Origin of the sequence: Coleofasciculus sp. F4-SAH-05, assembly GCF_040222985.1 — a bacterium.
Lineage (GTDB): Bacteria > Cyanobacteriota > Cyanobacteriia > Cyanobacteriales > Coleofasciculaceae > Coleofasciculus > Coleofasciculus chthonoplastes.
On the sequence record NZ_JAVKBY010000046.1, the window covers coordinates 20516 to 47375 of the forward strand.

The window sequence follows — 26860 nt, forward strand, 5'->3', positions numbered from 1 at the left end:
CAAAAAAATGGCGCGATCGCGCTTATTGAAAAAAATCATAACATCCCCAACCGGGCGTACACTTCCCAATCAGCATACAAAAAAACCAAGTTGTGTTCTATCACGTTATTGGTACGCCTTGTCGAGTATTTGGACAGATGCTTCGTTTCGTTCCTCCGCGAAGCGGAGGAACGAAATGAAGCATGACATATTTCACCTTTAACGGCTACCAGGGAATTCGCTTGGTGATTGGGTTGAATAGAAGGGATGCGATCGCGGGGTTATAAGATTTGGGAAGATAGTGCGATAAGCTTCGCTTGTGCCGAAGGCGATCGCGTTTGGGTTGGGTTGAGGGGAGAAAGTGCGATCGCCCCTACAGGCGGACACATTTTTCCATGGTGAAAGTATACCAGAAAAAAGACGCGATCGCGCAATTAACTATGTAGAATTATAATATCCCTCTCAATGGTATCAGACTGAATATGGTTTCCTCCGTTACCATCAAACCTTCTACTCTAATTGGTAAAATTAAACTCCAGCGAGTTGAAGAACTTATGCTGTTTAAATTTACTGAGGATCTGCAATCCCGAATGGAAGAACTACTCGAAAAGAAAAAAAGCGATCGCCTAACCTTAGAAGAAATCAGCGAACTCGAAGCGATTGGCGAACTTGATCGCATTTTTACCCATATCAATGCTATGCTCCTCGCTCAAAAATGACCGTTAATGAGACAGTACGCCAACAAGTGCGAGAGCGAGCCAAAGGATTGTGTGAATATTGTCATTCTCCCGAACAAATTTGCACAACTCGTTTTACGATTGATCATATTTTACCGCGTTCTCTTAACGGTTCAGATCACTTGAATAACCTGGCTTTTGCTTGTCGCCGTTGCAACGAGCGTCGCTATAATTTCGTAGCTGGATACGATCACATCACTGAAACGATTGTTTCTCTTTTTAACCCGCGTCAGCAACAATGGTCAGACCATTTTATCTGGAGTGCGGATGGGAAAGAAATCCTGGGAACAACCCCGATTGGTCGAGCAACGTGCGATCGGCTTGATCTCAATGATACCCGCTATCCAGAAGAGGAATCGATCCGAAGTGCGCGAGAACTATGGAAAAGAGTAGGTTTACATCCTCCCAAAACTGATCCAAGCCAATCCGCTTAAACAAGTGTGATTAGCTTCGCTAGTGCCGAAGGCAATCGCGTTTGGGTTAGGTTGAGGGGAAGAGAGTGCGATTCGCGATCGTCTATAAGGTCAAATATATCATTGGGCGCAACGTTTGCAATAGGGCGCACGTCATATTGAGAAAGGGCGGTCGATTTAGCAGAAATAGATAACCTGTAATAGATAGGGCAATTAAGGGGGTACTGTTAACAACAGTCTTCAACGTGTTTACCCCTGCTCATACCAAACCGCACTCACCTCTCCCTCGCGTTCTAATTCCTCCTCCGGGTAATCAATCACAGCGAATCCCGAGTCAGACAGCAATTGATAAAACTGCCAACGACTACAACCCATGACTTGGGCAGCCAATCCACCTGAAATATCACCGGATTGGTATAAAGAACCCAACGTTAAGAGTAAGATTTGCCGCCGCAAGTCCTCTGGCTTTGGTTCGGGTCGAGTTGTCAATAGTTCATCGGGAACAATAACTTCTATTTTCACGTTACAATTCAATGTTTACCCATTGAGGCTATAGGTGTATATATTTCCTTATGATAAAAGCTTACCAAAAAAATGGCGCGATCATAGTTTAGCTTAGGTTGAAAGGAGAGAATGCGATCGCGTTTGGGTGAGGTTGAAGGGAGAGAGTTCAATCGCGTTTGGGTGAGGTTGAAGGGAGAAAGTGCGATCGCATGGTTATAATATTTGGGAATAGAGTGCGATCGCTCGCCTCGTCGGTTGGTTGGAAGCCTGAAACCCAACATCACCATGCCGATCAATAATCTTGAATTCAAGAGCCACTCTCCAAATATCTGCTCACGAAATCCACAGGTTTTAGGCACTCAAACTCACCCGTCTGTGCTATTATCACCCGAATCAGCTCATGATTCGACGATATAAAACAATCCGCTTCACCAAATTTGGCGGTCAGATAAACACCAACATCTTCCCGTGGTAACCACACAAAAGGATCTGTCGGCTGGAAACCCGGTTCATTCACCAGAACATAACGCAACTTTAAATTCTGCCAAATACGAGCAACAACACTACCCGCCCAATCTTTATTTTTTAACCGCTTTGCAACTCGTAAAATTTGCTCAATGACAACTGCCGAAATCACCACCTCTGCCGCATCAGAACGACGAGATTCAAATCCTAACCACTGTAAGATCTTCCATTCAGCACTGGTAGAATTGGCAACTCCCACAATATAGACATTGGTATCTAGAAAGACTCGTGATGGTATAGCCATCTCAGTGGGATTCCCCTTCAGCCAGCATCTCTCTCTTAACGTCACGAACTAACCCGACAATCGATTCTGAGGAACTGTAGCCGCTATTCCTAAGTGCTAGGATTAACTCTTGGCGGACTTGCTCCATCGGGTTCTTGGCTAAATCGCTTTGCCATGATATTTCTGGGAGTTCCTGCTTCAATGAGTCTAAAGCCACCTTAGTTTCCCCGGCTGAAGAAACAATCGTTACTGTTTGAGGTGTTTGAAGTCGCGTTGCTTTCAAAAAGCGCAAAAAGTCCAGAACCTCAGCCAAGATTGGCTCTGGAACCTCTCCCATTTCTTGTAAGATTAGATCTTTTGAAGTCATCGTTACCTCACGGTGAACCATAGGGCCATAGTTCAATTTTCCTCTATTTTAAAGCGATCGCCCTTAGTTTAAAGAATAATATCCCCACCAGGGCGTATATCCCAAAGTTGGTGGGAGAATTGATAAGAGTAGCATAACAGGAGTGCGATCGCGCTTATTGAAAAAAAGCATAATATCCCCACCAGGGCGTATATCCCAAAGTTGGTGGGAGAATTGATAAGAGTGGCATAACAGGAGTGCGATCGCTGTTTAGGTTAGGTTGAAAGGAGAGAGTGCGATCGCGCCTCAAAAATCAAGCTATTCCTTAGCAGATAAAAGCCTGTTGCCTGTTCCCTAATCTCAACCGTTAAGGTTAATGAAAGTCCGACTACTTACAGACTAGCCTTTGCCATTCAAACTTGCGTAGTTTTTAATCTGCCTTCTGCCTTGGTTATCCTCCCTCTAACGGCACAGGGGGTTCCTCTAGGGGACGAATAATCGTGGGGGCGGGTTCTTGTTCAGGTTCCTGAAAGATTCCCTCCAGCGCCTTTTCTAAACTTTCCGCCATGATAATGCGATTTTCATAAACAACAATCACCCGTGCTAAAATAGGTAGGCTATTGCGTTCGGCTTCCAGGTAAAGCGGTTCGACATACAGTAAGGATTGTTCAATCGGAATCACCAACAAATTCCCCTGAACTGCCCGTGAACCTTGACGATTCCACAGTGAGATTTGCTGAGAAATGACCGGATCTTGATTAATTAAGGCTTCAATTTGTTCGGGTCCGTAAATCAGTTCTTGTTTAGGAAACTGATATAAAAATAATTTGCCATAATTCTCACCATCTGAACGCCCTGCCAACCAAGCAATTAAATTATTACGTGCCTGAGGTGTAAAGGGATGGAGGAGAATGAACTCTTCATTCGTAGCCGTTGGCAGTTTCATAATCAGGTAGTACGGTTCCAGAGGTTGTAACTCAGTTCCGTAAATCTCCTGGGGAATCCGCCATTGGTCTTCCCGGTTGTAAAATACTTGGGGATCAGTCATGTGATAGGTGAGCAACCGTTCCGACTGGACACTGAAGATGTCTACCGGATAGCGAATATGAAGTCGCAACGCCTCAGGCATGGCATCTAACGGTTTAAATAAGGTAGGGAAAATCTTTGTCCAGGTTTGAATAATTGGGTCATCGGGGTCAGCAACATAGAATGTAATAGTGCCGTGATAGGCATCAATGACGACTTTAACCGAGTTGCGGATATAGTTAAACTGATTATCACCAGGGTCAGAATAGGGATAATGTTCGCTGGTGGTGTAGGCGTCAATAATCCAGTAAAGATAGGTTTGATCCGCTTCTGTTTCCCCACCCTGAGGATTAACACTGACAATATACGGATCGCGATCATAACGTAAGAACGGCGCGATCGCCCGAATCCGTTGGTTGATGTTGCGACGGAATAATACTTTGGTTTCCGGCATAAAGTTGTCCGTAAACAGCATCTTCCAATCTTTGAGATACTCGGCAAACAACAGCCTGCGCCAACGTGAACCAATGAGAACACCCCCATTACCATCGTAGATATTGTAAACATTATCCTCACCACTGGGATAATCGAATTCCCGCACTTTAGTGGGAGTCATCACATAATTTTCAGTCAGTTGTCCGTAGTAAATTCGGGGCGCACCAATGGGTATACTTTCGCGAATCAGTTGGCTAGATGTGGATAAATCTCCGCCAACACCGGGATCAGCACTGGTGCCAATATCTTTCACAAAATAGTTAGGCAATCCGCCACTACCCACCCGATTTACAGGACTCATCGTAAAGCCATAGCCGTGGGTATAAACTAAGTGTTGGTTAACCCAGGTTTGGGCTTGTTCGGGCACTGATTCGTAGGATAATTCCCTCGGTGCAATAATCACTTGTTGCTTTTCAATCGTAAAACTGGGTGCTGGTACAGTTAGGGAAATCTCTGTGTCTTCTGCTTCTAGTTCATCGCCTTCTTCTCCCGCAAAGGAAGGCGGAACACCAGACACTTCTAACGGTAGCCTGTAGCGGTCAATATCAGCGTCCGCAAATTCGTAGTAGAGACGGATACGTTGTAGCTGACGATTAGTTTGCAGGATGGGACGAGCATCCCAGAGGCGGATATTGCGAATCGTTAAAACATTTTCATCTAAATCAGCACTGGTTAGTTCGCCTTCGGGGTTAAAGATTTCTACATTAATACTATCCAGATCAAATGCGGCTCGACTCAGTTTGATACTGCGTTCAATATAGGGGCGTTCCCGTTCTAATTCATTCGGCTGCACGCCAAACTGTTGCACCGTCGCCGGGATTAGCCAGCCTGCGATCGCGACCATCATCACATACAATCCCAGTAGGGAGAGTGTTCCCTTGCCACTTCTGTGCAGCGACTTAAACCCGATTATTGGTCTCAGGAGTAAAAATAAAGCAATCCCCAGGGCGAAAACACTTAACCCTGTATTAATCGGTAACTGCGCCTTAACATCGGTATAACTAGCACCATAGGTAACGCCACGAGTGGAATACAGCAGTTCATAGCGCGATAGCCAATACTGGAACGCCACTGTCACCATCGCCAAAGAACCCAATCCATGTAAATGATAAAGTTGATGATCAGAAAATCCGGGAAACCGCCCATGAGATAGACTATTTCCAGATACCAAATAGGTTAAGGTTACGGCAATTAAACCAAACAGACACAGCCCCCCCAGCCAAAAGTTCAATAGTTGCCACACCGGAAGTTTAAAGACATAGAAACTAATATCCGTGCCAAATAAAGGGTCATTCGCGTTAAAGGCGGTTGGCTGTAAATACTGCAAAATCCTGCCCCATTGTCCAGATACCACTAAGGCAAAAACCACTGAAAAAACAACAGCCATCACCGTTAACCAGAATTGGGAATTAACCACCAATGCGATGACAATGATGACTAAACCAATGAGTTGTATTATCTGTACCAGCAACTGTAGCAATACATCGTGTATGGAACTCCAATCAAAAGGAGGCGGTAGGGGTGGGGTTACACTGGGCAAATTAAAATCAGGTTGCCAAAGGGAGATAGCCACTTCGCCGTAGTGTATTAGCATTATCCCCACGAGTACGTCGAGGCATAGTACGATTGGCAAGAGTAGTCCTAACCGCAGCGCTAACGCTCCCTTTTCAAGGTTTAAGGGTGTAGAGTCTTGTGTAGGAGTCTTTGATAGGGTTGGATTGAGTTGAGTAGTCCCCGGAGGTATCCTAGTGGGGTTGCCAACCTCCTTAGCGATGGCGGCGGGATACTTCAGCCGATTGGCGAGAAACAAGTTACTGAGTAAAAATCCGGCGGATAAGCAGCCAACAAACGCCCACAAACCTAGCTGAGTCCGCAAGCGTAACCAGAATGCTGACAAATAGTCAAGCTCAATGAACCATAAAATTTCCGCAACCAGGTGAGCCAGCAAATCCCAGGCTAGCCACAACCCCAGAAGCACGATGGTGACTTGAAAAAGGCGGTTCCAGATGCGTTTAAACATTTTTCTGACATATATTTGTCTTCATAACATTAATCTGTCACCTCCAACAAATATAGCAGTAGACAAATCGATTAGGAATTTCCGAACTGTGCTAGAGACGCGCCATGGCGCGTCTCTACATAAAAAGGGTATAGCTTTCTCAAAAGCCCGTGACGAGGATTGAACTCGTGACCTCACCCTTACCAAGGGTGTGCTCTACCACTGAGCTACACGGGCTGATGTAATGGACGCTTCTAATACACACATCCCCTAAAAATTAGAGTCATGTGATGGGCCGAGTTGGATTTGAACCAACGTAGGCATAGCCAGCGGATTTACAGTCCGCCCCCATTAACCACTCGGGCATCGACCCATTTCGTTCACAGTTATTAATACTAGCACAACTTTTAATTTGTGTTCAACTTTTTTTCGGACTTCCCCATCTCAGCTATCTTCCCGAATGGGCGCAAGCCTTCTACCCCTACAGCGCCGTCATCTGAGCCATCTGCTCCATCTGCCCCGTCTTGCCATTTTGTATTAAAAATAACAATTACTCAGATAAGCTGGCTCTAATATCACAGCTTAACCTTGTTTATCTCTATCAACAAACAGAATTACCCAAGGACTATCTATACAAATGGTTAGACGATTAGGGCGACGCAAATTTTTGATCTATGGCTCCGCCACGTTGGGAACCAGTATTCTGCTCAAAGCCTGTAGTGAGCCGCCAGCAATGGATACCACCGGAGAGGCGACAACCTCTGACTCGGCGGCGGCTGGTGGCAATGGTGACACGATAACAGTGGGGATTCTCCATTCCCTCAGTGGCACCATGGCGATTAGTGAAAAAAGTGTCGTGGATGCCGAACAACTGGCGATTGAGGAAATCAACGCCGCTGGGGGTGTCCTGGGTAAGCAGATTGAACCGATTGTGGAAGACGGTGCCTCAGATTGGCCCACGTTTGCGGAGAAAGCCAGAAAATTAATTGACCAAGATAAAGTCGTCTCCGTTTTTGGCTGCTGGACGTCGGCTAGCCGCAAGGCGGTATTGCCCGTCTTTGAAGAGAAAAAACATATGCTCTGGTATCCTGTGCAGTACGAGGGTCAGGAGTGTTCTAACAATATCTTCTATACAGGCGCTGCTCCGAATCAGCAGATTGAGCCAGCCGTGGCTTGGTTGCTGGAGAATAAGGGCAAACAATTCTTCCTGATTGGTTCTGACTACGTGTTCCCGCGTACCGCTAATACAATTATTAAAGCTCAGCTTGCAGAACTAGGTGGCGAAACCGTTGGCGAGGATTACTTGCCTCTGGGGAATACAGAAGTTACTCCCATTATTACTAAAATTCGGGCGGCGTTGCCAGACGGGGGCGTTATTTTTAATACCCTCAACGGAGATAGTAATGTGGCGTTCTTCAAACAGCTACAGGGTGCAGGGTTGACCCCTGATAAGTATCCGGTTATGTCTGTGAGTATTGCTGAAGAAGAAGTCAAGGCAATTGGTACAGAATACCTGAAAGATCAGTATGCGGCGTGGAACTACTTCCAAACGGTTAATACATCAGAAAATCAGGAATTTGTCAAGGCATTTAAGGCAAAATATGGTGAAGACCGAGTGACCAATGATCCGATGGAAGCTGCCTACATTGGCGTTTACTTATGGAAGCAAGCGGTCGAAAAAGCGGGAACGGCTGATGACTTAGAAGCGGTTCGCAAAGCAGCTTATGGTCAGAAATTTGAAGCCCCAGAAGGGATGGTTACGATGAATCCTAACCATCACCTCTCGAAGGTGGTACGGATTGGAAAAGTGGGAGAGGATGGTCTGTTTGAAATTGTCAACGAGACGGAAGCCGCCGTTGAACCCATTCCCTGGAATCAATTTGTTGCCGATACGAAGGGATTAGGCTGTGATTGGTCTGATCCGAGTAAGGGTGGTAAATACAACTTAAAAGACGTATAAGCCGATAGACGCCAATCAACTTCAAGGTGAAGATCGTCATTGGTCTTATGTCCTTTGTCATTCCTGACCAACAATCAACGTAGAAAATTGTGCTAGCAGGACTTTTAGATAGTCTCTATGGCGGTATCAGTATTGGCGCTGTTTTATTAATTGCAGCGCTAGGATTAGCCATTGTATTCGGACTCATGGGTGTGATCAACTTGGCACACGGGGAGTTGATGATGCTGGGTGCTTATACGACCTTTGTTGTCCAAAATGGGTTCAAGTCTCTGGGGGAACCTTGGTTTGCAACCTATATCTTATTTGCCATACCGATCGCGTTTCTGGTAACCGCCGCTGTGGGATTGATTCTGGAACGGGGTGTCATCCGCTTTCTGTACGGGCGTCCCTTGGAAACCTTGCTGGCAACCTGGGGCGTTAGTCTAATTTTGCAGCAGTTCGTCCGTAGCGTAAATTGGGTGATGGTGATTGGGATTGTCCTATTTTGCCTGCTGTTTTTTGGGGCGCTGTGGGTACTGTCTCGTCGGGCAGATTTTCCGAGGATTCGCAGTTGGGCAATTCCGATAATGGTGGTATTATCCCTGGGAATTGTCTTGACGATTGGCAAGGTTTTGAGTGAAATATTCGAGCTAGTGTTAACTAAGCCTTGGTTTGGTACTCAAGGTGTTGATGTCACCGCGCCAAGTTGGATGCGGGGGGGATGGATGGTGGAGTTGTCAGAAGGCAGCTTTCAGTTATCGTATGTCCGATTATTTATTATTGGGCTAACGATTCTTTGCCTCACCGGAATTTACCTATTCTTGCAGCGTTCAGCTTGGGGATTGCGGATTCGCGCTGTAACTCAAAATCGGAGTATGAGCGCTTGTTTGGGAATTCCTACGGGTAAGGTTGATGCGTTAACCTTTGCTATTGGTTCGGGTTTAGCTGGGGTTGCAGGTTGTGCAATTAGTTTGCTGGGTTCAGTTAGCCCGAATACCGGTCAAAATTATGTCGTCGATACATTCATGGTGGTGGTGGTTGGCGGCGTCGGTAAATTAGTGGGTTCGATTGTGGCGGCGTTAGCGATTGGGACGATTAATTACCTGATTGGTTCGGGAATACTGGCTTTGCTCTTTCAGCCCATTGAGCCGTTATTTGATTTGTTTACCTTTTTTTCCACTACCAGTATGGCAAAGGTGATGGTATTTGCCCTAATTATTATCTTCCTGCAAATTCGACCCGGCGGTATTTTTCCACAGAAAGGACGCTCTTATGAATTATGAGGCAGAAGGCAGACGGGAGAAGGAACAAAAAAGTTCAGCCATAAAGGGAGTAATTAAGGCAGTTTTAGGATAACGAATGACAAATGACAAATGACCAATGACCAATGACCAATGACAAATGACAAATGACTCAGTAATTGAAATTCCCGGAATAGACCAACGGCGAAAGCGTCGTCAATCGCTGCTGATTGAAGTGGGTGTGGTTACTCTCATCGCCCTGCTACTGATTATTGTGTTTCCCTTGGCGCTGTCTGACTTTCGCCTGAGCTTATTGGGGCGATTTTTGGCATTGGCGATCGCAGCTTTGGCAATTGACTTGATTTGGGGCTATACCGGACTTTTAAGTCTGGGTCATGGCATCTTTTTTGCCTTGGGCGGTTATGCCTTGGCAATGCATCTAAAATTAGCCCCCTTGGAAGGCGAGACTTTACCCGAATTCATGGGTCTTTATGGGGTAGACAAATTGCCCTGGTTTTGGCAACCCTTTGATTCCTTGGGATTTGCTGTCTTTGCCGTGATTATTGTTCCGGCTGTCGTCGGCAGCTTATTCGGCTATCTTGTTTTTCGCAATCGGATTCGGGGTGTTTATTTCTCTATCCTCACCCAAGCGGCTACGATTGTCTTTTTCAATTTCTTCAACGGTCAACAGAAACTATTTAACGGCACGAATGGTTTGACCAATTACCAAACCTTGCTGGGGGCTGATGTGAATGCCAGCCGCACCCAGTTTATCTTTTATACCATTACAATTCTGTTGCTGATTATCTCTTATGCCTTATGTCGCTGGCTGACTCAGGGGCGTTTTGGACGCTTACTGGTGGCGATTCGCGATGATGAAAATCGGGTGCGGTTTTCGGGATACAATCCCACCGGATTTAAGGTGTTAGTCTTTGGTATTTCTGCGGCATTGGCGGGAATAGCGGGTGCAATGTTCACGCTGCAAACGGGTATTGTTTCACCGAAGGCGATGGATATTGCCTTTTCCATTGAAATGGTGATTTGGGTGGCGGTTGGTGGGCGTGCCACACTGGTGGGCGCAATTCTAGGGGCGCTGGTGGTTAATTTTGCTAAAAGTATTTTAAGTGAAAACTTTGCCGAAAGTTGGCTATTTTTCCAAGGCGGATTATTTTTGTTGGTGGTGACTGTGTTGCCGAGTGGAATTGTGGGGTGGTGGCGGTATTCCGGGTATCAGGCGTTGCTGAGTCTATTCGGTAAGCGTAAAGAGGTAATTACTTACCCCAGTTTAGAAGAAGACCCAGATGTGCAGCGGGAACGAGAGGAAATTAGTCATTAGTCGTTCGTCATTAGTCGTTCGTCATTAGTCCTTCGTCCTAGGTTAGCTAAACGTTTGCCAACTATGAATCAACCGATATTATCAATTGAAGATTTAACCGTTAGTTTTGATGGCTTTAAGGCACTCAACAACCTCAACTTCAGTATGGATACTGGAGAATTACGGGTGATTATTGGACCCAATGGTGCGGGAAAAACGACGTTTCTCGATGTGATCACCGGAAAAGTCCAGCCAACTAGGGGACGAGTTCTGTTTAAAGGACGCAATCTGCGGCGCAAACCTGAAGATATGATTGTGCGGATGGGGATTGGTCGTAAATTTCAAACCCCGCGAGTTTACCTAAATCTAACGGTGCGAGAAAATTTAGATTTAGCCTGTAATCGCAGTAAAAATGTTTTTTCAACGCTGTTTGGGCGTCCTGCTGCATCGGAACGACGCACGGTGTTAGGGTTATTAGAAACAATTGGTTTAGTTCCCAAAGCCGATTTACAAGCCGATTTACTCTCCCATGGGGAAAAGCAACGGTTAGAAATTGGTATGTTGGTGGCGCAATCCCCGGATTTATTGCTGGTTGATGAACCTGTGGCTGGGTTGACCGATGAAGAGACCGAAAATATCGCTGACTTACTGATTAATTTAGCTGAGAGTCATTCAATTATTGTCATTGAACATGACATGGAATTTGTGCGGCTGATTGCCCGTAAGGTGACGGTGTTGCATGAGGGTTCGGTGTTATGTGAAGGAAGTATTGATGAGGTGCATAATGACCCCCGTGTGGTGGAAGTGTATTTAGGGCGAGAGTCCTCGATTAGCGCCCATCAAATGAAACTGCTGCGAATTGTAACCGCAATGGCTTGGTCAGATGGGGATTTAGCACCCGAAGAAGCGGAGTTAATTATTGCTCGCTTGAGCCAAATGTTTTCGACAGATAGTGAAGACCAGAATAAATTAAAAGCAGAACTGCGGGATTATCTAGCCGCCAATGTTGATATTGATGAATTGGTGGCTCAAATTGAAAGTCCTCAAGAACGGGAGTTGATTCTGAAGTTGGGGTATGAGGTGATTAATGTTAGCGCCCGCACGCCGAATGAACCCACTATTAATGAACAAGAAGCAGCCGCTTATAAAGAACTGGTGAAGCTGCTGGATTTACCGGAAGCTGTGGTAAATCGCTTAGAAGCAGATACCTCCAAGTCATTGTGATTGAGGAATGAATTCATGAAATGTGTTTTTTGTCAAATTTATTTCTGAATAAGCTCAAAAAATTTTGTCATTGGGGTATGCTTGTATTTTGGGAGTTTTGCCGACGCTAGTGAAGAAAATGACGCCAGAGTAAGGGTTTAAAGCCTGTGTCTTTGCAAAATAACTACAATTAACCTATGTTACTATGCTATACAATTTTTAATATATCATACTACAGTGGGGAGGGCGGGTTTTGTTGAAATGTTATCGGTGAATAGCTGAATTTAGTCCCTAAACCCGCCCCTACAATTATGCCTAAACCCGCCCCTACAATTATGCCTAAACCCGCCCCTACAATTATGCCTAAACCCGCCCCTACAATTATGCCTAAACCCGCCCCTACAATAGTTCCTAAACTTAATACTCCTCAATAATATTTGAGCGATGCTGCACTACACTAAGAATACCAATTAACCGCTTCTAGCTATGAGTCAAACTGACCAAGTAATATCTAAAATTGATCATCAATCCTCAACTCAGCTAATGCTGCAAATTAGGGATGTGAATGTTTATTATGGCGAAAGTCACATCCTGCGGGATGTAGATTTAAGTGTACCCGTTGGACAAATGGTTTGTCTGATTGGACGTAATGGCGTGGGAAAAACAACATTATTGAAAACGATTATGGGGTTGCTCAAACCTCGAACAGGTACAATTACCTTAGCCAAGCAACTGATTACCCATAAATCCCCCGATCAACGGGCAAAATTAGGCATTGGTTATGTTCCCCAAGGGCGGGAGATTATTCCGCGCTTAACGGTAAAAGAAAATCTGTTGCTGGGGTTAGAAGCCTGTCGTCGGGGTAGAGGGAACAAAGCCGAGATTCCCGAAGAAATTTTCAGCTTATTCCCCGTGTTAGAATCTATGCTATCTCGCATGGGCGGAGATTTAAGTGGAGGACAACAGCAACAACTTGCGATCGCGCGGGCGTTAATGGGGAAACCTCGATTATTGGTATTGGATGAACCCACCGAAGGAATTCAACCTTCGATTATCCTAGAAATTGAAGCCGCTATCCGCCAGATTGTCAAGTCTACAGGCATTTCTGTGCTGCTGGTGGAACAGCATCTGCATTTTGTCCGACAAGCAGATTGGTACTACGCGATGCAAAAGGGAGGTATTGTCGCATCAGGTTCAACCAGCGAATTGAGTCAGCAGGTGATTCAGCGCTTTTTAGCGGTTTAGTTTTAGGGAACAGGGAACAGGGAGAGATGGGGGAGATGAGGGAGATGGGGGAGATGGGGGAGATGAGGGAGATGGGGAAGCAAATGACAAATGACAAATGACGAATGACAAATGACGAATGACAAATGACGAATGACAAATGACGAATGACAAATGACGAATGACAAATGACGAATGACAAATGACGAATGACAAATGACGAATGACAAATGACTGAAACACCAGATTCACAGGATTGACATCTAAAAATTTTACCTTGGAAAGGCAAAGGGTGCTTTGTCTATAGTAAAACCATGACAGTATCGCATTTGCCTTATGCATCACTCAGAATCGGGTATTTTTTCTAACCATCCAAATGTCGCGACTCCTTCCCCGCCATCGCGTCGCTTTCGTCTATTTGTTAATCCTGGACTCTGGATCAATCATATCAGCCGTCGTTGGAGTATTCATCAAAAAATTGGTTCTGGCTATTTTTTAGCGGTGAGTATTGCTGTTTTGGGAACGGCGACAGGATTAATCGTTGGAGAACATTATGATGATAGCGCCAGAGAGTCGTTAGAAATTACCCAGGAACGACTGGATATGTTAGGAAATTTAGAAAAATCTTTTTTTACTATTCAATTGTACCAAGAACGACTAACCTATTTATCAGAAAATCAGTCTTTAGAAGCTGATTTTATTGTGAGATTAAATGAAACTTTAATAAAAAGCAATAGTCAACTCGCCCAATTACAATTTCATTTAAAAAATCATCGTCAATTACCCAGCGATTATAAGAACTCGCCAAAAGATATATTGAATTATTGTGAGCGGGGTTTAGGCACCTATCATCAGATCGTTAGCTCTCTTTTAGAAAGACTTAATTCTGAAACGCTTACTCCCAGTCAACTTCAAACGATTCAACCTTTTTTTGTAAAAACGTTTAAAAGCGAACTGATTCCCCAGTTTGAAACAATTTCAGCAAGTTTAGACAAGCTCGTTAGCTTAACTGAAATTCAACAACAGCAGGCAAAGGCTAAATTTAAGGACGCTAAGATATTACGGGCTAGCATCATTGCGGGGAGTATGATGCTATCGATAGGAATTGCGGCTGTTTTAGCCATCTATACCAGTCGCGCGATCGCACGTCCAATTGAAGCCGTAACCCGCGTTGCAGAACAAGCTACTCATGACGGTAATTTTAACCTGCAAGCCCCCGTCATGACTGAAGATGAAATTGGAGTTTTAGCCACGTCTCTGAATCATCTTATTCAACGAGTCGCTAGGCAAATTCGCGACTTACAGCAAGCCCAAGTGCAACTGATTCAAAGTGAAAAAATGTCCAGTTTGGGACGGATGGTGGCTGGACTTGCTCATGAGATTAATAATCCGGTTAATTTTATTTATGGCAATCTCAGTTATGTCCAAGACTATACCCACGATATTCTCGAACTCTTACATCTCTATCAGCAGCAGTATCCCCAACCTTCAGCGGAGATTCAAAGGAAACTTGACGACATAGATTTGCAGTTTATCCGTGAAGATTTACCCAAAATTATGAACTCCATGCAAGTGGGAAGCGAACGCATTCGCCAAATCATTTTATCCTTGCGAAACTTCTCTCGCCTCGATGAGGCAGAAATGAAACGAGTTGATCTTCACGAAGGAATTGATAATACACTTTTAATTTTAAATTCTCGTCTGACTCAGAATATTAAAGTGATCAAGCAGTATGGACAAATTCCTTTAATTGAGTGCTATCCAGCACAACTTAATCAAGTGTTCATGAATATTATCAACAATGCCATCGATGAACTGAGTGTTGAGTCAGGTTTGGCGAAACGACAGATTTTAATTCAAACCCAGCACGTTGATTCTGATCACGTCGAAATCACAATTCAGGATACAGGTTCGGGGATTCCTCCAAACATAAAACCTAAAATATTCGACCCCTTTTTCACCACCAAGCCCGTCGGACAAGGAACAGGGATGGGTTTGGCTATATCTTATCAGATTATTGAGAAACATCAGGGGAAAATAAAGGTAATTTCAGAATTGGGTCAAGGTTCAGAGTTTATCGTCAGTTTACCAATTAAGCCGGAGTAATTCCGTAGATTATACAGTATGCTCTCACCGATAACTATAAGTTCTCAGTAGATCCACGGTTTCGTTGAACTGGTATGATTCCTATAATCTTCCTAGTTATATGAGGAACAGTAAAACGATGTATGAACGCGACATAATACCAATGAACAATCAATCTAGTCCTGTAGATACCGTTTGGCAAGCAGCGAATACCCTATCAACAGAGGAAAAAGCGGAACTGGTAGAACGGTTACTGGGTCAAGAATCGGGATTAATTGTCATATCCGCCACCAGTCATCTGGCTGACTATATCATCGCTCAGACTCACCTATTATCCAGAACAGGTTTGGCGTATGTATGGAGAGCGATCGCGAATCGGATGATTGGCGAAGAACATGATCCTTGGGGTTAACTATGCGACTCCAACACGTTAGGAAAATCACCACGATTCAGGGTGCTATTCTGGTGATTGAAATCAGGGAATGGGAAAGACTGGATATCCAACCCAGTAGGGGCGCATAGCGATGCGCCCATTCCCCATAACTTAATCTAGTTCAGTTTATTTCCACGAACCTACTTAAACCCTTTCCAAAGATGACCATAATCACCTAATTTGTAGGATAAAAATATAGTTACCCTCAATCATTATAAATTGAGAAATGATTATAGTTGTAATGGGAGTTTCTGGCTCTCGATGCGATCAGCAATGGATCAGTGGATAATGGCAGGTAAAAATACAGTATTAGCCTGTTCAGCGCTTAAATCAAGTTATCGTTAAGTTTTACATCTTCAAGATTCACAAGCCCAGTTTATTTACCTAAAAGGTAGCTTTGAACTCATTTATGAACGGCTTAAACATCGCCAGCACCACTTTATGAAGGAAAGCCTGCTACGCAGTCAGTTTGAAACCTTAGAAGAACCGACTCCCTCTGAAGCTATCCACATTGACGCTTCCCAATCTCCAGAGGTAATTGTTCAGAGCGTGATCAATCAGTTGAACCTGGAGTAAATTTTGTTGATCGTTGCTTGTTCATTCTGTTCTCTGCTCCCTCTGCTCCCAGACGTGCCATGGCACGTCTCTACATTGCTCCCTCTGCTCCCCCTGCTCTATAACCCCACCACAAAACTTATTCAGCAACCCCTAATTACCCCCATTTCCCGGCGAACAATCAGGTAACTCACTAGCGGGAACCACTGAATCGGAACTGGCAAATCCTTGCAATTTTTGTTTATAATCAACTAACTGTTGGCGAACCTCTTGGGAGTCAATCTGACCGATCATCCGATTAATCACATTAATTGCTTGTGACCAGCTTTGAGTACAGACAGCTTGTCGCAATTGGGCATTGAGGTTAGCTGAAGGGGGACTAACTGTTCCGGTAGCACCTTCCGGAGTAACTGTTCCGGTGGCTCCTCCCGCGAGTCGGAAGGAATTAAAAAAGCCCTGAATACTCTTTTGCAAGTATTTTTCTTTGGACGTACCGACTCCTAATAAATAGACCCGTTGATTGACTAAATAAAGCCGATATCTACCAACAACACCTTCAGAGTGCTGCATTCTAAATGCTTTGCCAGAATAATTATTTAAATTAATCGCTTGCTGATTTAATAGTTGACCCGCCATACTTTCGGATAATCCCAGCACTACTCCGGTTAAAAACTCATTGATTTGACCCGAAGTTTGGATCATAGTGCTAAAATCTCCCGGTAAATCAAAGTAAGCCACCAAATAGTTCGCTTCGTTGGGACGTTCAACGGTAAATGCCTTCAAGTTCAGTGGAGCTAATTCAGTGTTGATTGTGTCCTGTTCTTGGCGAGGTGTACCGGGCATTAAGACAGTGAAATTGCCTTCGGCTGAGGAGAAGGGTTTCCAGATGGATTGGGCGACTTGAATCGGGGGTTCAGCCCGCCCGATTCCCGGTGTTGCCGATCCACTCACCAGCAAGGTGGTGATTAAGAATGGGAGTAGTACCTTGGTATTCATGGCTCTATTTATTTGGCAAGGTTATCAGCCTCACTTTAGCCGAAAAAGACGTATACAGAAAAGGCGCACTACTGACAGTGCGCCCTCGCTTATTCATTAGTAACAGAGGCATAAGTTTGCGACTCCTGCCACAGCTTGCAGAGAAAAAACTCGGTGCGATCGCTTAACTTGACGACAAACACACCCTCTTCACCATGGGGATTAGATGTCATCCAAGTGCCTTTCAGGGTGACTTCGATATAATTAGCATCGCAAATCGACAGAGAAATCTCATCGATTATTTGTTGCCGAACCGCCTTTTCTAAGTCAGCCAAGTGAGGCATATCCACAGGCAGTAAAAACGAAGCGGTGCTAGATTCGACCCAGAGGCTGGACGCGGCTCTTAGAGACAACATGACTCGTGCCGTCACCCATTCCTCTAGAGACCCCGCTAGACGCTCGAGGTAAAAGCTATTTTCAGTATAAGTAAGTTTCAGCATGACCTGATATCTCCTATTATTCCAGGTGGACGTGCTGTTCGCGCCAGAACTGTTCGGCAAAAGCTACAGTGGGATGCATAGGCGCTTTGGGCTGGGTGAGTAGAGTCATTCCCGCTTGCTCAGGCGTGCGATCGCCTTTGCGAGAGTTGCACTGTTGGCAAGCGGTAACTACATTGTCCCAACGATGGTTTCCGCCCTTAGAACGGGGGATAACGTGGTCGAGGGTGAGCCGTTTTGAGCTACCACAGTATTGGCAACGATGCTTATCTCGACGCAAGACTTCACGGCGATTCACGGGCGGTACTTTCCAGACGCGATCGCAATTGGCTTTGGTCAAGCGAATCTGTTCAGGAACCAGCAAGACTAAGCTGGGTGAATGCACTGGATAGCCTTGACCCTTAAACCAATCTAGCGGTTCGGCTTTGCCCGTAACCAGAAGCGTCACCGCCCGCTTCATGTTGACTCGACTGATGGGTAGGTAGTTCTTAGAGAACACCACCACTGAACGCCTTAATCCGTCAGTTACACTCGTCACGCTTTTTACTCCTTGGGATAAAGAAACCCCGCTGCTGGTTGTAGTCAGAGCGGGGGATTGGAAAAACGGTATGGTTTTCTTGTCCTATATCGGTATGGCTTGGATGCGCCTGTACCTCCCGCTGTGATCCGGTTTTGGATTGATACTTGTTAAATTTTCGGCGTCAGAATTAAATTGGTTTCCAATTGGGTTGGTACCGGGTTCTATCGAGCCATATCCATCCCGAATAAAAAACTCCACCGACAAACCTGCTGACTGCCAATCGCCGAGGCGACTGGTATCAGGGCAAGGGGTGGAGAAGGATCGATGAAGGCTCACAGGAGGTAATTTGTTTCAATACTGCTTTTTACATACTACACTTGTATTACGAACCTGTCCACATAATTGAGGAAAAAAACATGATACGTACTGCGCCTAGGACTTCAACCACTGACATGGAAGTCACCAGCATCCGCTTGGAGAGAGAGTTAAAGGAGAAGCTCAAAGATCTATCTGGCAACCAAGGCTATCAAGCCCTAATTCGAGATATCCTCTGGAACTATGTTCAGCAGAAATTGGGCGATTATCGACCTAACTTTTCGGTCTACGATATCAGAGCCAGCATTCGGGCTACCGCCCAGCAAGAAGAGCGGTGTGTACTCACGGGCAAGTTTATTCAACCCCAGGAACCGATGTTATTAGGATTGACGTTTAACGGCGATATGGTGCCTCTCAGTTTGGAAAGTATGCCGCCGGAGACATCCAACGTTAAAGCGGCGCGTTAGACATCCACCGATTCAAAATGCGCTATCTGTAGGGACACGATATATCGTGTCCCTATGATAAGTCCCATTAAGAGGATGACCTAGGACAATAATTTTACCGACATTTTCCGACATTGTTTGACATTTGTGGGAAGCGCTCGCTCTTTGTTGCCAAAATAAATTAAAATGATTTGAGCTCAAGACTTACGCAATTGTCACACGCGATCGCTTTCCCCCCCTTCCTTCAGATTGCCTTTCTCTACAACGGATGCCCGACAAGGATTACAAAAGTTCATGAGCGTGCCGTTTTCTTTTGTCCGACTACTTATTACCTCGCCCCAAAAAACTGGTGGGCATAATGTCTACTATCATTTAGCCCGCTTCCAATAAGTAAGCGCTAGTTTCATCTAGAAGCGCTACAGTTTCTCAATCTCTTCTCTAGTAAGTCCTGTTGCTTCTGTGATTGTGTCAATATCAGTCCCTTTTTGTTTTAAGATTCTGGCTATGTTAATCTTTGCTTGCTGTTTGCCTTGCTCTATACCCTCCTCAATTCCCTCTAATCTTCCCTCTGAACGCGAACCTTCTATCAGGCTGATTTCATAACGCTGATTCTCCATAAATCTCAGGTAGTTCGCTCTTTCTTCTTCGCTCAAGCTATCGACGAGTAAATTTTCCTTCGCTTCCGCTAAACCTTGGGCTGTAAATTCATCTTTGATTTGGCTCTTTTTCAAGAAATATATCCATTCGTCTAAGGTTGTTTTTGCTATGTCGTTAAAATTGTTGACTTTAATCACATAATATTCGGGAAAAATCTCAGAGACGTCTTTGATATTAAACAGCTTCTGCTGGTTTATTGATAGACCCAACCTGTCTTCTAAGTGAAGACCACAAAAATCTAATTTTCCTTTGTAAATATAATCATCTCCCTGTCCCAGAGAAAAGTATACGACATTCACTGAATAAACTTTTTTGACCTTCCCATAAGGCTCCCCTTTTTCCAGGAAGTCAGTAATTAATCTCGCAGTGCCATAGAGCATCCGATGGAAATAATCTTGCTCTGTATTGTTTTGCACTTCAATGAGAATCAATTCCCCCTGGTCATTTTCAGCCAGAATATCGACTCGATTTAGCTTGTCATCCTCCGCTTGTTGATTGCTTTCACCTTCGAGTATTGATTGGATCTTGATTGGTTTCCCCAATAACTCACTCAAGAAACCTGCCAAAACACCATAATTAGCTTTGTTTCTCAGTAATTTTTTAATCGCCCAATCAAATCTGATGTGTGTTTGGCGCATAACGGCATTGATGGGAACGTTTACTTAGTATATTGTGACAGATTTAGCCCTAATGATTCAAGATACAGCGCTTTGCGCTGTAATAAAGTACAGTAAATAAAAGTCCCCCTTTTTAAGGGGGATGCGAGGGGGATCGACAATGTACCGCATAGCAGAGCAAACTGCTGTAATGGCTCTGTTGCCAATCTACTCACGACTTGAACCTGAAGTCACCTCATCATTTATGTAGAGACGTTCCATGGAACGTCTCTACAATGGTGCCGAAAGTCTTAATCGATCTGTCTACTGCTATACCCGGAAAAATCTGTGTGTCACCCACTCACCACCAAGCCGCCGTTTTCCAGCACGTACATGACATCCGCACGCATCGCATGAGCCATGCGGTGGGTGATGAAAATCACGGTGCGGTCTTGGGTGATACGCTCAATAGTGGCGAGGATTTCCGCTTCTGTCGCGGGGTCGAGGGCGGATGTTGCTTCATCCAGAATCAGAATCGCGGGATCTCTCACCAGCGCCCTGGCTAAGGCGATTCGTTGCCGTTGTCCCCCGGATAACTGTCCGCCTCTGTCTCCTACTGGGGTGTCGTAGCCTTGGGGTAAGGACAAAATAAACTTGTGAATTTCGGCGGCTTTAGCGGCGGCTTCCACTTGTTCATCGGTGGCGTCTAAATAGCCCATGCGGATGTTTTCTCGCACGGAACAGTTAAACAGAATTACATCCTGAGAAACCAGATACATTTAACCCGGAAAAATCTGGCAATTGCTGGAATTTTCTGGGTATGGCACAATCTGGAATGAAGCTATCACTCCAGATGCGGAGGTATCTCTCAAAGCCTTCAACAAAATGTTGAAAGCGCCATTGATATCACGCCCAATCGCGTGACCACAGGAGGGGCAAACAAACTGTTTGTTGCCTCCTAGTTTTGTGTGAATGTGTCCACACTTTGAACAGGTTTTACTGGTGTACTCTTCTGTTACGTCTACTACAACACAACCATACTTGGCTGCTTGATGCTTCAACGAAAGCTTGAAACGGTAATGGGACCATGTAACCAATTTTCGCGCCGTCTTGGTTGATAGTCGCCGCTTACCCCGTTTGACCATATTTTTGACCTCAAACGTTGGCAAGAATATTACCTTATATTTGGTGCATAAGTAATTAGCTGCCTTTTTGTGTAGTTCCGAAACTAGGTTCCGAATCTTGATGCGGATTTTTTGGGCGGCTTGACGCAACCGATACCGTAGGCGTTTAGATTTGCGTCCCTTGGCTAGAGCCATCCGAGACATTAGCTTGTCAAGATGGCTGGCTAATCGGTAAATGCGTCCCATATCATACTTGCCAATCTCCCAAATTTCGGAGCCATCAAACCCCGTTAAAAACGTTCTCACACCCGGGTCAAGGGCAATGGCTAGCTCACTTTTCAGGGGTTCGGGTCTAGGCGCATCTATGGCGTAACAAATGAACCAACGTCCTCTGTCTAGTACCAAGGTAGGCTCATGGTGCATGACTTCGATAATTGGTTCACGAGCCTTGAAACTTAGCCCCTTGGTTTGTGTTGGATAGAACGTTCCTTTTTTCCAGTTATCCTTTTGAAACCGAATGGACTTAACGGGTTCACGCACTGAGCGGAACTTGGCGTCTCCCCCTGATTTTCTGGCACTTTTGTGTGCTTCAAACGCCTGAAATACGGCTAATTGACGTGGATTATAAGGGGTTTGGCTTACCCAAGATGGAGCCAAGCTCATTACCATTTTTCTCAAGTCGTATTTACCGATTCTTTGGGTTTTGAGTATGGCAATGGCTTGATTAAAACACCATCGGGAAGCCGATATCCATTGAAACCATGTCTTAGCTAGTGCCGTTTCTGGGTAAACTCGAATCTTCTTTGATAGCAGAATTGTACTTTCTTTTTCCGTACACTCGGCAACATTAGACATGGACGATGGCAAGGATATCCTCAACCCTTTGGAGTTCATTAGATCTCTCACTTGTGTTGAGAACCAAGAGGAAGCCGTTTTTTGGCTGACATAACCACTCGATGAAGTCAAGACCGAACCTGACAAGTCGGTCTTGGTGAGAGACCACAACTTCTGTGACATTTCCTGACAAGACTTGTCCCAAAAGGGAAAGTAATCCTTTGGGCTTGTAATTGAGTCCTGAGCCGACTTCATTGTTGTTTTTGCTAACCGGAGCAATATATTACCACGCCCAGGGAGATATTTCAAGAAGTATCTAGAAATTGCCTGTCAATCAGGCTCTAGTCATCAACAGTCCAATTTGAGAACGGAGGGAGCGTACTGTGGCATGACGTAAATCAACGCTATCAAACAGAATACGTCCCTTATCCGGGTCATAAAATCGCGTCAGTAAGTTGATAATTGTACTTTTACCTGCTCCACTTTGACCGACAAATACCGCAAAGTCTCCTTGGCGAATCTTCAGGGATAGATTTTTTACCCCACTTCTTTCAGCCGAGTAGTTAAAGGTAACGTTGTCAAAGTAAATTTCGCTCTCAAAGTGAGGTAAGTCAATGGCATCTGGGGCATCCTGAATGGTAGGTGTTTCTGATAAGATATCGTTAATGCGCCGCAGGGCTGCAATGCCATCGAGAAAATAAGGCACCGACCCAGTTAAGGCGAGAATATTTAGATTCAACCCAACCAATAAAAGCTGATAAGAAACCAGGGTTCCTACCGAAATCACATTGGAGAACGTCATCGACGCACCGACGCTTAAGGTCACAATCTGCGTCAATATAAAACCAATCATGGGGATTCTCTATCATAGCTTGCTTCCCCCACCCCCGTCAGTCGGAAAAGTCGGATCTTAAAGTCGGAAAAGTCGGATGATTTATCGCATCAATACCCGCTATTTTAGACTTTATATTCTGTTTATAAAATACTCTTAAACCTTCATAATAACTTTACCTACTCTGTTTAAATTAATGTTATAAATAAGAAAGAGTTAAGGATTTTTAATCATAAAAAAAACACTACTAATCGTTACTGGATTGATGGCGCTCGGTTTTCCTGTTAATGCTGCTCAGGTTACCCAATTTAACCAAGCTGACCAAGCTGACCAAGCTAAAGTGAGTCAACAAGATCAACCGATTCAAACTGAAACAAACGTTTGCGTTAGAGTGCGGACCGGATGGAGATGTTTTTATTAATAGCTATCCCCATTTGGATAAGGTCATAATTTGAAGATTTGAACCCCTCCCCACTTATAATCTTTGATTGAGGTGGGGAGGGGTTAATTATGTAGGTTTATCAAAAATAAGATGACTCAGTTGAGTTAGGGCGCTTTTTCCAAAACTTCTGCGTTGTGTCAATTCAAAGAAAAGATTTGGACTTGTTGTTGTCTATCTTTAGAATTGAATGGTACGCTCATTTACTGATCTGCGTAGTCTTTAAAATCTTGAAAATTCTCTTTGTCAGCAATAGTCAAAACTGACATATATTGATTATCTTTTGCACCACTCAAAGCATTTATAGTGAGTGTTGCAGTATAGTCACCCAGAGAGGCTTCTACTTGTAATTTCTTGTTGCAACCTTCTTTTGCCTTATAAAGGGCTTTGTAGTCAGTTGAATTTTCGTTGAACCATACAGAGATTGAATTATCACTTATGCGTGGTATATCAACCGTAGCCATCATATTTTGTAGGGAGCTAGTTGTGTCTTTAGTTACATTTTTGAACTCTATAAGATATCCCAAACCTTCTAAAATTTTATTATGGTTATAAAACGAGTACATTGCTGTAGATACTACTGGATCATCTGGATTAAAATCTTTAAATGGAGATTGTTCAACAGAACTAATAGCCCATAAAGTCTGTTTTGATGAATCTCCAACCTTCTGAGATGGTATGTTGTCTAGATACTGTAATGTTGGTAGCAGATTCTGATCTGTCACATTGACTACGAATAACACACTGTTGTATTTTCGGAAAAGAATGTCTGTTATCCACTTGACTGCAAAATAGACTATTAGTGCTAATGCGACCCAACCGATTAATGATAAAAGACCTCTGCCAATAAGTATTAAGCTACCTTCTACAATTGAAGTATCTATTTCTATTACAAATGTCTCAGCGATTTCTTCTATTTCAATTGTCTGCTCTATTTCTCCTTGCACAACAACTTCAATTTCTTCACCAATCACAACCTCCCCCTGAGCCACCTCCGCAGCAAAAATTCTAGTTACAAGAGCTTCAAGTCCAGCTTGAAGCCTACCTATTATTTTAGAGATAAAAGGGTTAACAGCCTTAGTAATAGCCGTAGCTGCGGCTGCATCAAATACTACAAGTCCTATTTCTTGAGTAGTCGTGAAACTTGGTGAACCGAAATAGACATTGGCAATTCTAGTATATTGTGCGTCTTTTAGATTTAATTTATCTCGAGTTTCTGCATCCATCTCAGTAGTAGCAATTGCACACATCGCACTACCGTTCCGGTTGAAGATAGCAGGTGTCCCGTCAGGAAGTTTACCTGAAATCCATTTTTTTTTATCCTTGATATTATCTATGAGTCCTCGAAGATCTGAAGAATCATCTGATAGCTTATTCAATAACTGCTGAGTAGGATCGCCGCCTTCGAGCGTCTGAACTAACGTTTTAGCCAGATCTCGTGACATGTGATTTCCTGACTTGAAAGGCATCAGCTTTACAGAGTTTGACGAGTTTCCAATCATTTGAACCTCTTACATCACAATAGTGTTCTCTGTTGTACATTCCTAAGACGATTCTGAGAAGCAATTTCTGATTTTTTTGAGTTAGAAGCGTTTTTCATTTCCGAAAAGCTTCTTCGCCAAGACTAACCGTTTCTTCTATCCAGAAAGATACTGCTGCACATACTGGCTTAATTCCAGTTTCCCGACAGATTGCAAACTTCCACACTGATCGCACGAACCTTACCGTAAGGCATCGCCAAAAGATAAGCTTGGGATGAGGCAGACTTGAAGAAGTTTGACTAAAAAAAACGAATCCTCACCTTTATCCCCGACAGACTCTTGACCAAGGATTGAAAATAGGCAAAACGATACCAAGGAGGAGAGCGGGACGATCGCAAAAATTCTCCCGCCACTTTCCCCACCTGATGCTGTTTTTGCCTCCATAGCACCGCCAGACAGAAATTCACCCAATTTCCCGTCTCTTCCTCAAATTGTGCCAACGCCAAAATCGGTGCAAGCAGCCTTTCACACAGCCCCACCTTAACGCACCGACAACCATCACTCTTTACTTCTAACTTCCCCTCAGAAGTCGCCGCAACCATCACCGACTCAGAGTGCTGCACATCACGCGCTACCTCCTGCGCTTCCTCACCAACAACACTCTCCACTTCCTCCACCGCTTCCGGTAACGTCACCGTCTCGCCCACAATCGCTTCAACTGGCGCATTCCCCTCGGACATTTCCCCAATTGCCGACTCCGTTGCAGTCGGTGGAACAGATTTATCCGTATCCGTCCCCTCCTCCTCTATAAAATATCCCCTCAACTCCTCACGCAGAATCTTCCGCGCCTGGGAAATACGCTTGCAGACGTTATCGTAGGAAATCTCTTGCCGTTGGGCAATTTCTGGGTAAGACAATTCCTGATAAAAGTGCAGGATAAACGTCTCGCGCAACCTTGTCGGTAAGTTATCAATCGCACGACGAATCACAATCCTTTTCTCGTCAGTCTCCACTGCAATTTCTGGCGTATCCTCACTCCGTACCAGTCCTTGCTCCTCATCAGAGGCGTAACCTTCTATATCCTCAACTCGATTCGCCCCCCGACTGCGTTCTCGATGAATATCCACGCAGAGATTATGAGTCAGACTTGTCAACCAAGCCTTAAAATTAGTAATTTCTCCCGCATACTTTTGCACCTTCTCCCAAGCTTTCAGCATCGCCTGCGAGAGCGCATCTTCCGCATCCGTTGGGTTCCCCCCCATCCATTTAATGCAGCAACGGTAAAGATAATCTTGATACTGCTGCCATTGCTGCCAAAATGCTTTCCCTAACTCTTCAGAGCAACCCCGAATGCCTGATGCACTAGCTGATTGAGAATTTGACATGACTTAAAAACTGGTAGTGAACCCAATAGGTAAGGATTGGATTTAGTTGCTCTTTTTTGAGGCTGCATCCTTTCCATGTCTCTATCATGGCTCCCCTCCCTAACCCCTGTCAGTCGGGAAAGTCGGATCATCAAAGTCGGAAAAGTCGGATCGTTGCCACGCTCAGGCAAGATACCCGACTTCTCGCCAGAATCAGGTATCTGAACTGCTATATCAACTGCCACATCACGCACTAAAACACATCCGTATTAATACGGAAAATTTATCCGTATTACATAAATTTTCAACCCAATCAGGTAGCAGCCATGCAATTATCCTATTAGATATGTCCTGGAATGTATTTCATTCAATCGCCAACTCTGTAATACGCTAATATGGTTCTTCCGGAGTTACTATGCTAAACTATCAGTTTAAACAATCAAAAACCAAGCCCCATAATAATTGTAGCGCCTCAGCTATTCAAAATTGAGAAAAACATCCAGATAACGCCCAAACCTTTTGTTATATAAAGGCTTTG

26 protein-coding genes and 2 tRNA genes are annotated in these 26860 nt (G+C 44.4%); 11 read left to right on the forward strand and 17 right to left on the reverse strand.

Features of this window, described 5'->3' with window-relative positions; all coding sequences use genetic code 11:
* Window positions 1-461 precede the first annotated feature (461 nt).
* Both RIG27_RS05055 and RIG27_RS05060 read left to right on the forward strand, forming a co-directional pair.
* On the forward strand, window positions 462-698 hold the full coding sequence (locus RIG27_RS05055; protein ID WP_446343032.1) for a hypothetical protein: 237 nt from the start codon (window positions 462-464) through the stop codon (window positions 696-698).
* Window positions 695-1150, forward strand: a complete 456-nt coding sequence (locus tag RIG27_RS05060) for an HNH endonuclease (protein ID WP_446343034.1) — start codon at window positions 695-697, stop codon at window positions 1148-1150. Before RIG27_RS05055 ends, RIG27_RS05060 begins: the two co-directional genes overlap by 4 nt.
* Before the next feature lie 228 nt (window positions 1151-1378).
* Here RIG27_RS05060 and RIG27_RS05065 read toward each other — a convergent pair whose 3' ends face one another.
* The 7 genes from RIG27_RS05065 to RIG27_RS05095 form a co-directional block, all read right to left on the reverse strand.
* On the reverse strand, window positions 1379-1651 hold the full coding sequence (locus tag RIG27_RS05065; RefSeq protein WP_446343036.1) for a UPF0175 family protein: 273 nt from the start codon (window positions 1649-1651) through the stop codon (window positions 1379-1381).
* An 8-nt stretch (window positions 1652-1659) separates the two neighbouring features.
* Entirely contained in the window at window positions 1660-1944 is a 285-nt protein-coding gene (locus RIG27_RS05070) for a hypothetical protein (protein ID WP_446343038.1), read from the reverse strand.
* On the reverse strand, window positions 1941-2402 hold the full coding sequence (locus tag RIG27_RS05075; protein ID WP_446343040.1) for a hypothetical protein: 462 nt from the start codon (window positions 2400-2402) through the stop codon (window positions 1941-1943). The genes RIG27_RS05070 and RIG27_RS05075 overlap by 4 nt, the downstream gene beginning before the upstream one ends.
* Window position 2403: 1 nt before the next feature.
* Complete coding sequence (locus tag RIG27_RS05080; protein ID WP_446343042.1) at window positions 2404-2748, reverse strand: hypothetical protein; 345 nt, start codon at window positions 2746-2748, stop codon at window positions 2404-2406.
* Between the two features lie 430 nt (window positions 2749-3178).
* The gene (locus RIG27_RS05085; protein WP_446343044.1) at window positions 3179-6268 is read right to left on the reverse strand and encodes a UPF0182 family protein; all 3090 of its coding nucleotides are present in this window, start codon (window positions 6266-6268) and stop codon (window positions 3179-3181) included.
* Window positions 6269-6412: 144 nt separating this feature from the next.
* Window positions 6413-6484 (reverse strand) — tRNA-Thr (locus RIG27_RS05090).
* Between the two features lie 54 nt (window positions 6485-6538).
* Window positions 6539-6620 (reverse strand) — tRNA-Tyr (locus RIG27_RS05095).
* Window positions 6621-6884: 264 nt separating this feature from the next.
* Between RIG27_RS05095 and urtA the strand changes: the two genes are divergently transcribed.
* The 5 genes from urtA to urtE all read left to right on the forward strand — a co-directional run bounded on the left by urtA (window position 6885) and on the right by urtE (window position 13190).
* Window positions 6885-8207, forward strand: coding sequence for an urea ABC transporter substrate-binding protein (gene urtA / locus RIG27_RS05100; protein ID WP_446343046.1), 1323 nt, complete (start codon window positions 6885-6887; stop codon window positions 8205-8207).
* Window positions 8208-8296: 89 nt separating this feature from the next.
* Window positions 8297-9469, forward strand: a complete 1173-nt coding sequence (locus tag RIG27_RS05105; RefSeq protein WP_446343048.1) for an ABC transporter permease subunit — start codon at window positions 8297-8299, stop codon at window positions 9467-9469.
* Between the two features lie 118 nt (window positions 9470-9587).
* A complete protein-coding gene (gene urtC / locus RIG27_RS05110; protein ID WP_446343050.1) occupies window positions 9588-10763 on the forward strand; it encodes an urea ABC transporter permease subunit UrtC in 1176 nt (391 codons plus the stop codon).
* A 63-nt stretch (window positions 10764-10826) separates the two neighbouring features.
* On the forward strand, window positions 10827-11966 hold the full coding sequence (gene urtD / locus RIG27_RS05115; RefSeq protein ID WP_446343052.1) for an urea ABC transporter ATP-binding protein UrtD: 1140 nt from the start codon (window positions 10827-10829) through the stop codon (window positions 11964-11966).
* Window positions 11967-12488: 522 nt separating this feature from the next.
* Window positions 12489-13190, forward strand: a complete 702-nt coding sequence (gene urtE, locus RIG27_RS05120; RefSeq protein ID WP_446343082.1) for an urea ABC transporter ATP-binding subunit UrtE — start codon at window positions 12489-12491, stop codon at window positions 13188-13190.
* On the opposite strand, the gene RIG27_RS05125 is transcribed toward urtE, so the two are convergent.
* Window positions 13179-13421, reverse strand: a complete 243-nt coding sequence (locus RIG27_RS05125; RefSeq protein ID WP_446343054.1) for a hypothetical protein — start codon at window positions 13419-13421, stop codon at window positions 13179-13181. The genes urtE and RIG27_RS05125 overlap by 12 nt on opposite strands.
* Before the next feature lie 84 nt (window positions 13422-13505).
* On the opposite strand from RIG27_RS05125, the gene RIG27_RS05130 reads away from it, so the two are divergent.
* The 3 genes from RIG27_RS05130 to RIG27_RS05140 all read left to right on the forward strand — a co-directional run bounded on the left by RIG27_RS05130 (window position 13506) and on the right by RIG27_RS05140 (window position 16263).
* A complete protein-coding gene (locus RIG27_RS05130; RefSeq protein ID WP_446343056.1) occupies window positions 13506-15275 on the forward strand; it encodes a sensor histidine kinase in 1770 nt (589 codons plus the stop codon).
* A 142-nt stretch (window positions 15276-15417) separates the two neighbouring features.
* Window positions 15418-15666, forward strand: a complete 249-nt coding sequence (locus RIG27_RS05135) for a hypothetical protein (RefSeq protein WP_446343058.1) — start codon at window positions 15418-15420, stop codon at window positions 15664-15666.
* A gap of 462 nt (window positions 15667-16128) precedes the next feature.
* A complete protein-coding gene (locus tag RIG27_RS05140) occupies window positions 16129-16263 on the forward strand; it encodes a hypothetical protein (RefSeq protein ID WP_446343060.1) in 135 nt (44 codons plus the stop codon).
* A 132-nt stretch (window positions 16264-16395) separates the two neighbouring features.
* On the opposite strand, the gene RIG27_RS05145 is transcribed toward RIG27_RS05140, so the two are convergent.
* From RIG27_RS05145 to RIG27_RS05155, 3 genes are all read right to left on the reverse strand, one after another.
* Window positions 16396-17238 carry a hypothetical protein gene (locus RIG27_RS05145; protein ID WP_446343062.1) on the reverse strand — a complete coding sequence of 281 codons (843 nt, stop codon included), beginning with the start codon at window positions 17236-17238 and terminating at the stop codon, window positions 16396-16398.
* Between the two features lie 89 nt (window positions 17239-17327).
* Window positions 17328-17717 carry an alr0857 family protein gene (locus tag RIG27_RS05150; protein WP_446343064.1) on the reverse strand — a complete coding sequence of 130 codons (390 nt, stop codon included), beginning with the start codon at window positions 17715-17717 and terminating at the stop codon, window positions 17328-17330.
* Between the two features lie 16 nt (window positions 17718-17733).
* Window positions 17734-18252 carry an HNH endonuclease gene (locus RIG27_RS05155; protein ID WP_446343066.1) on the reverse strand — a complete coding sequence of 173 codons (519 nt, stop codon included), beginning with the start codon at window positions 18250-18252 and terminating at the stop codon, window positions 17734-17736.
* Window positions 18253-18653: 401 nt separating this feature from the next.
* Here RIG27_RS05155 and RIG27_RS05160 point away from each other — a divergent pair, with 401 nt between their 5' ends.
* A complete protein-coding gene (locus tag RIG27_RS05160) occupies window positions 18654-19016 on the forward strand; it encodes a hypothetical protein (protein WP_446343084.1) in 363 nt (120 codons plus the stop codon).
* Window positions 19017-19411: 395 nt separating this feature from the next.
* Here RIG27_RS05160 and RIG27_RS05165 read toward each other — a convergent pair whose 3' ends face one another.
* From RIG27_RS05165 to RIG27_RS05190, 6 genes are all read right to left on the reverse strand, one after another.
* The gene (locus tag RIG27_RS05165; RefSeq protein ID WP_446343068.1) at window positions 19412-20290 is read right to left on the reverse strand and encodes an Rpn family recombination-promoting nuclease/putative transposase; all 879 of its coding nucleotides are present in this window, start codon (window positions 20288-20290) and stop codon (window positions 19412-19414) included.
* A gap of 311 nt (window positions 20291-20601) precedes the next feature.
* On the reverse strand, window positions 20602-21027 hold the full coding sequence (locus tag RIG27_RS05170) for an ATP-binding cassette domain-containing protein (protein ID WP_446343070.1): 426 nt from the start codon (window positions 21025-21027) through the stop codon (window positions 20602-20604).
* Window positions 21028-22266 carry an RNA-guided endonuclease InsQ/TnpB family protein gene (locus tag RIG27_RS05175; RefSeq protein WP_446343072.1) on the reverse strand — a complete coding sequence of 413 codons (1239 nt, stop codon included), beginning with the start codon at window positions 22264-22266 and terminating at the stop codon, window positions 21028-21030.
* A 274-nt stretch (window positions 22267-22540) separates the two neighbouring features.
* Window positions 22541-23059 carry an ATP-binding cassette domain-containing protein gene (locus RIG27_RS05180; RefSeq protein WP_446343074.1) on the reverse strand — a complete coding sequence of 173 codons (519 nt, stop codon included), beginning with the start codon at window positions 23057-23059 and terminating at the stop codon, window positions 22541-22543.
* Window positions 23060-23680: 621 nt separating this feature from the next.
* Window positions 23681-24922, reverse strand: a complete 1242-nt coding sequence (locus RIG27_RS05185; protein ID WP_446343076.1) for a hypothetical protein — start codon at window positions 24920-24922, stop codon at window positions 23681-23683.
* A gap of 335 nt (window positions 24923-25257) precedes the next feature.
* The gene (locus RIG27_RS05190; RefSeq protein WP_446343078.1) at window positions 25258-26343 is read right to left on the reverse strand and encodes an RNA polymerase sigma factor; all 1086 of its coding nucleotides are present in this window, start codon (window positions 26341-26343) and stop codon (window positions 25258-25260) included.
* Window positions 26344-26860 lie beyond the last annotated feature (517 nt).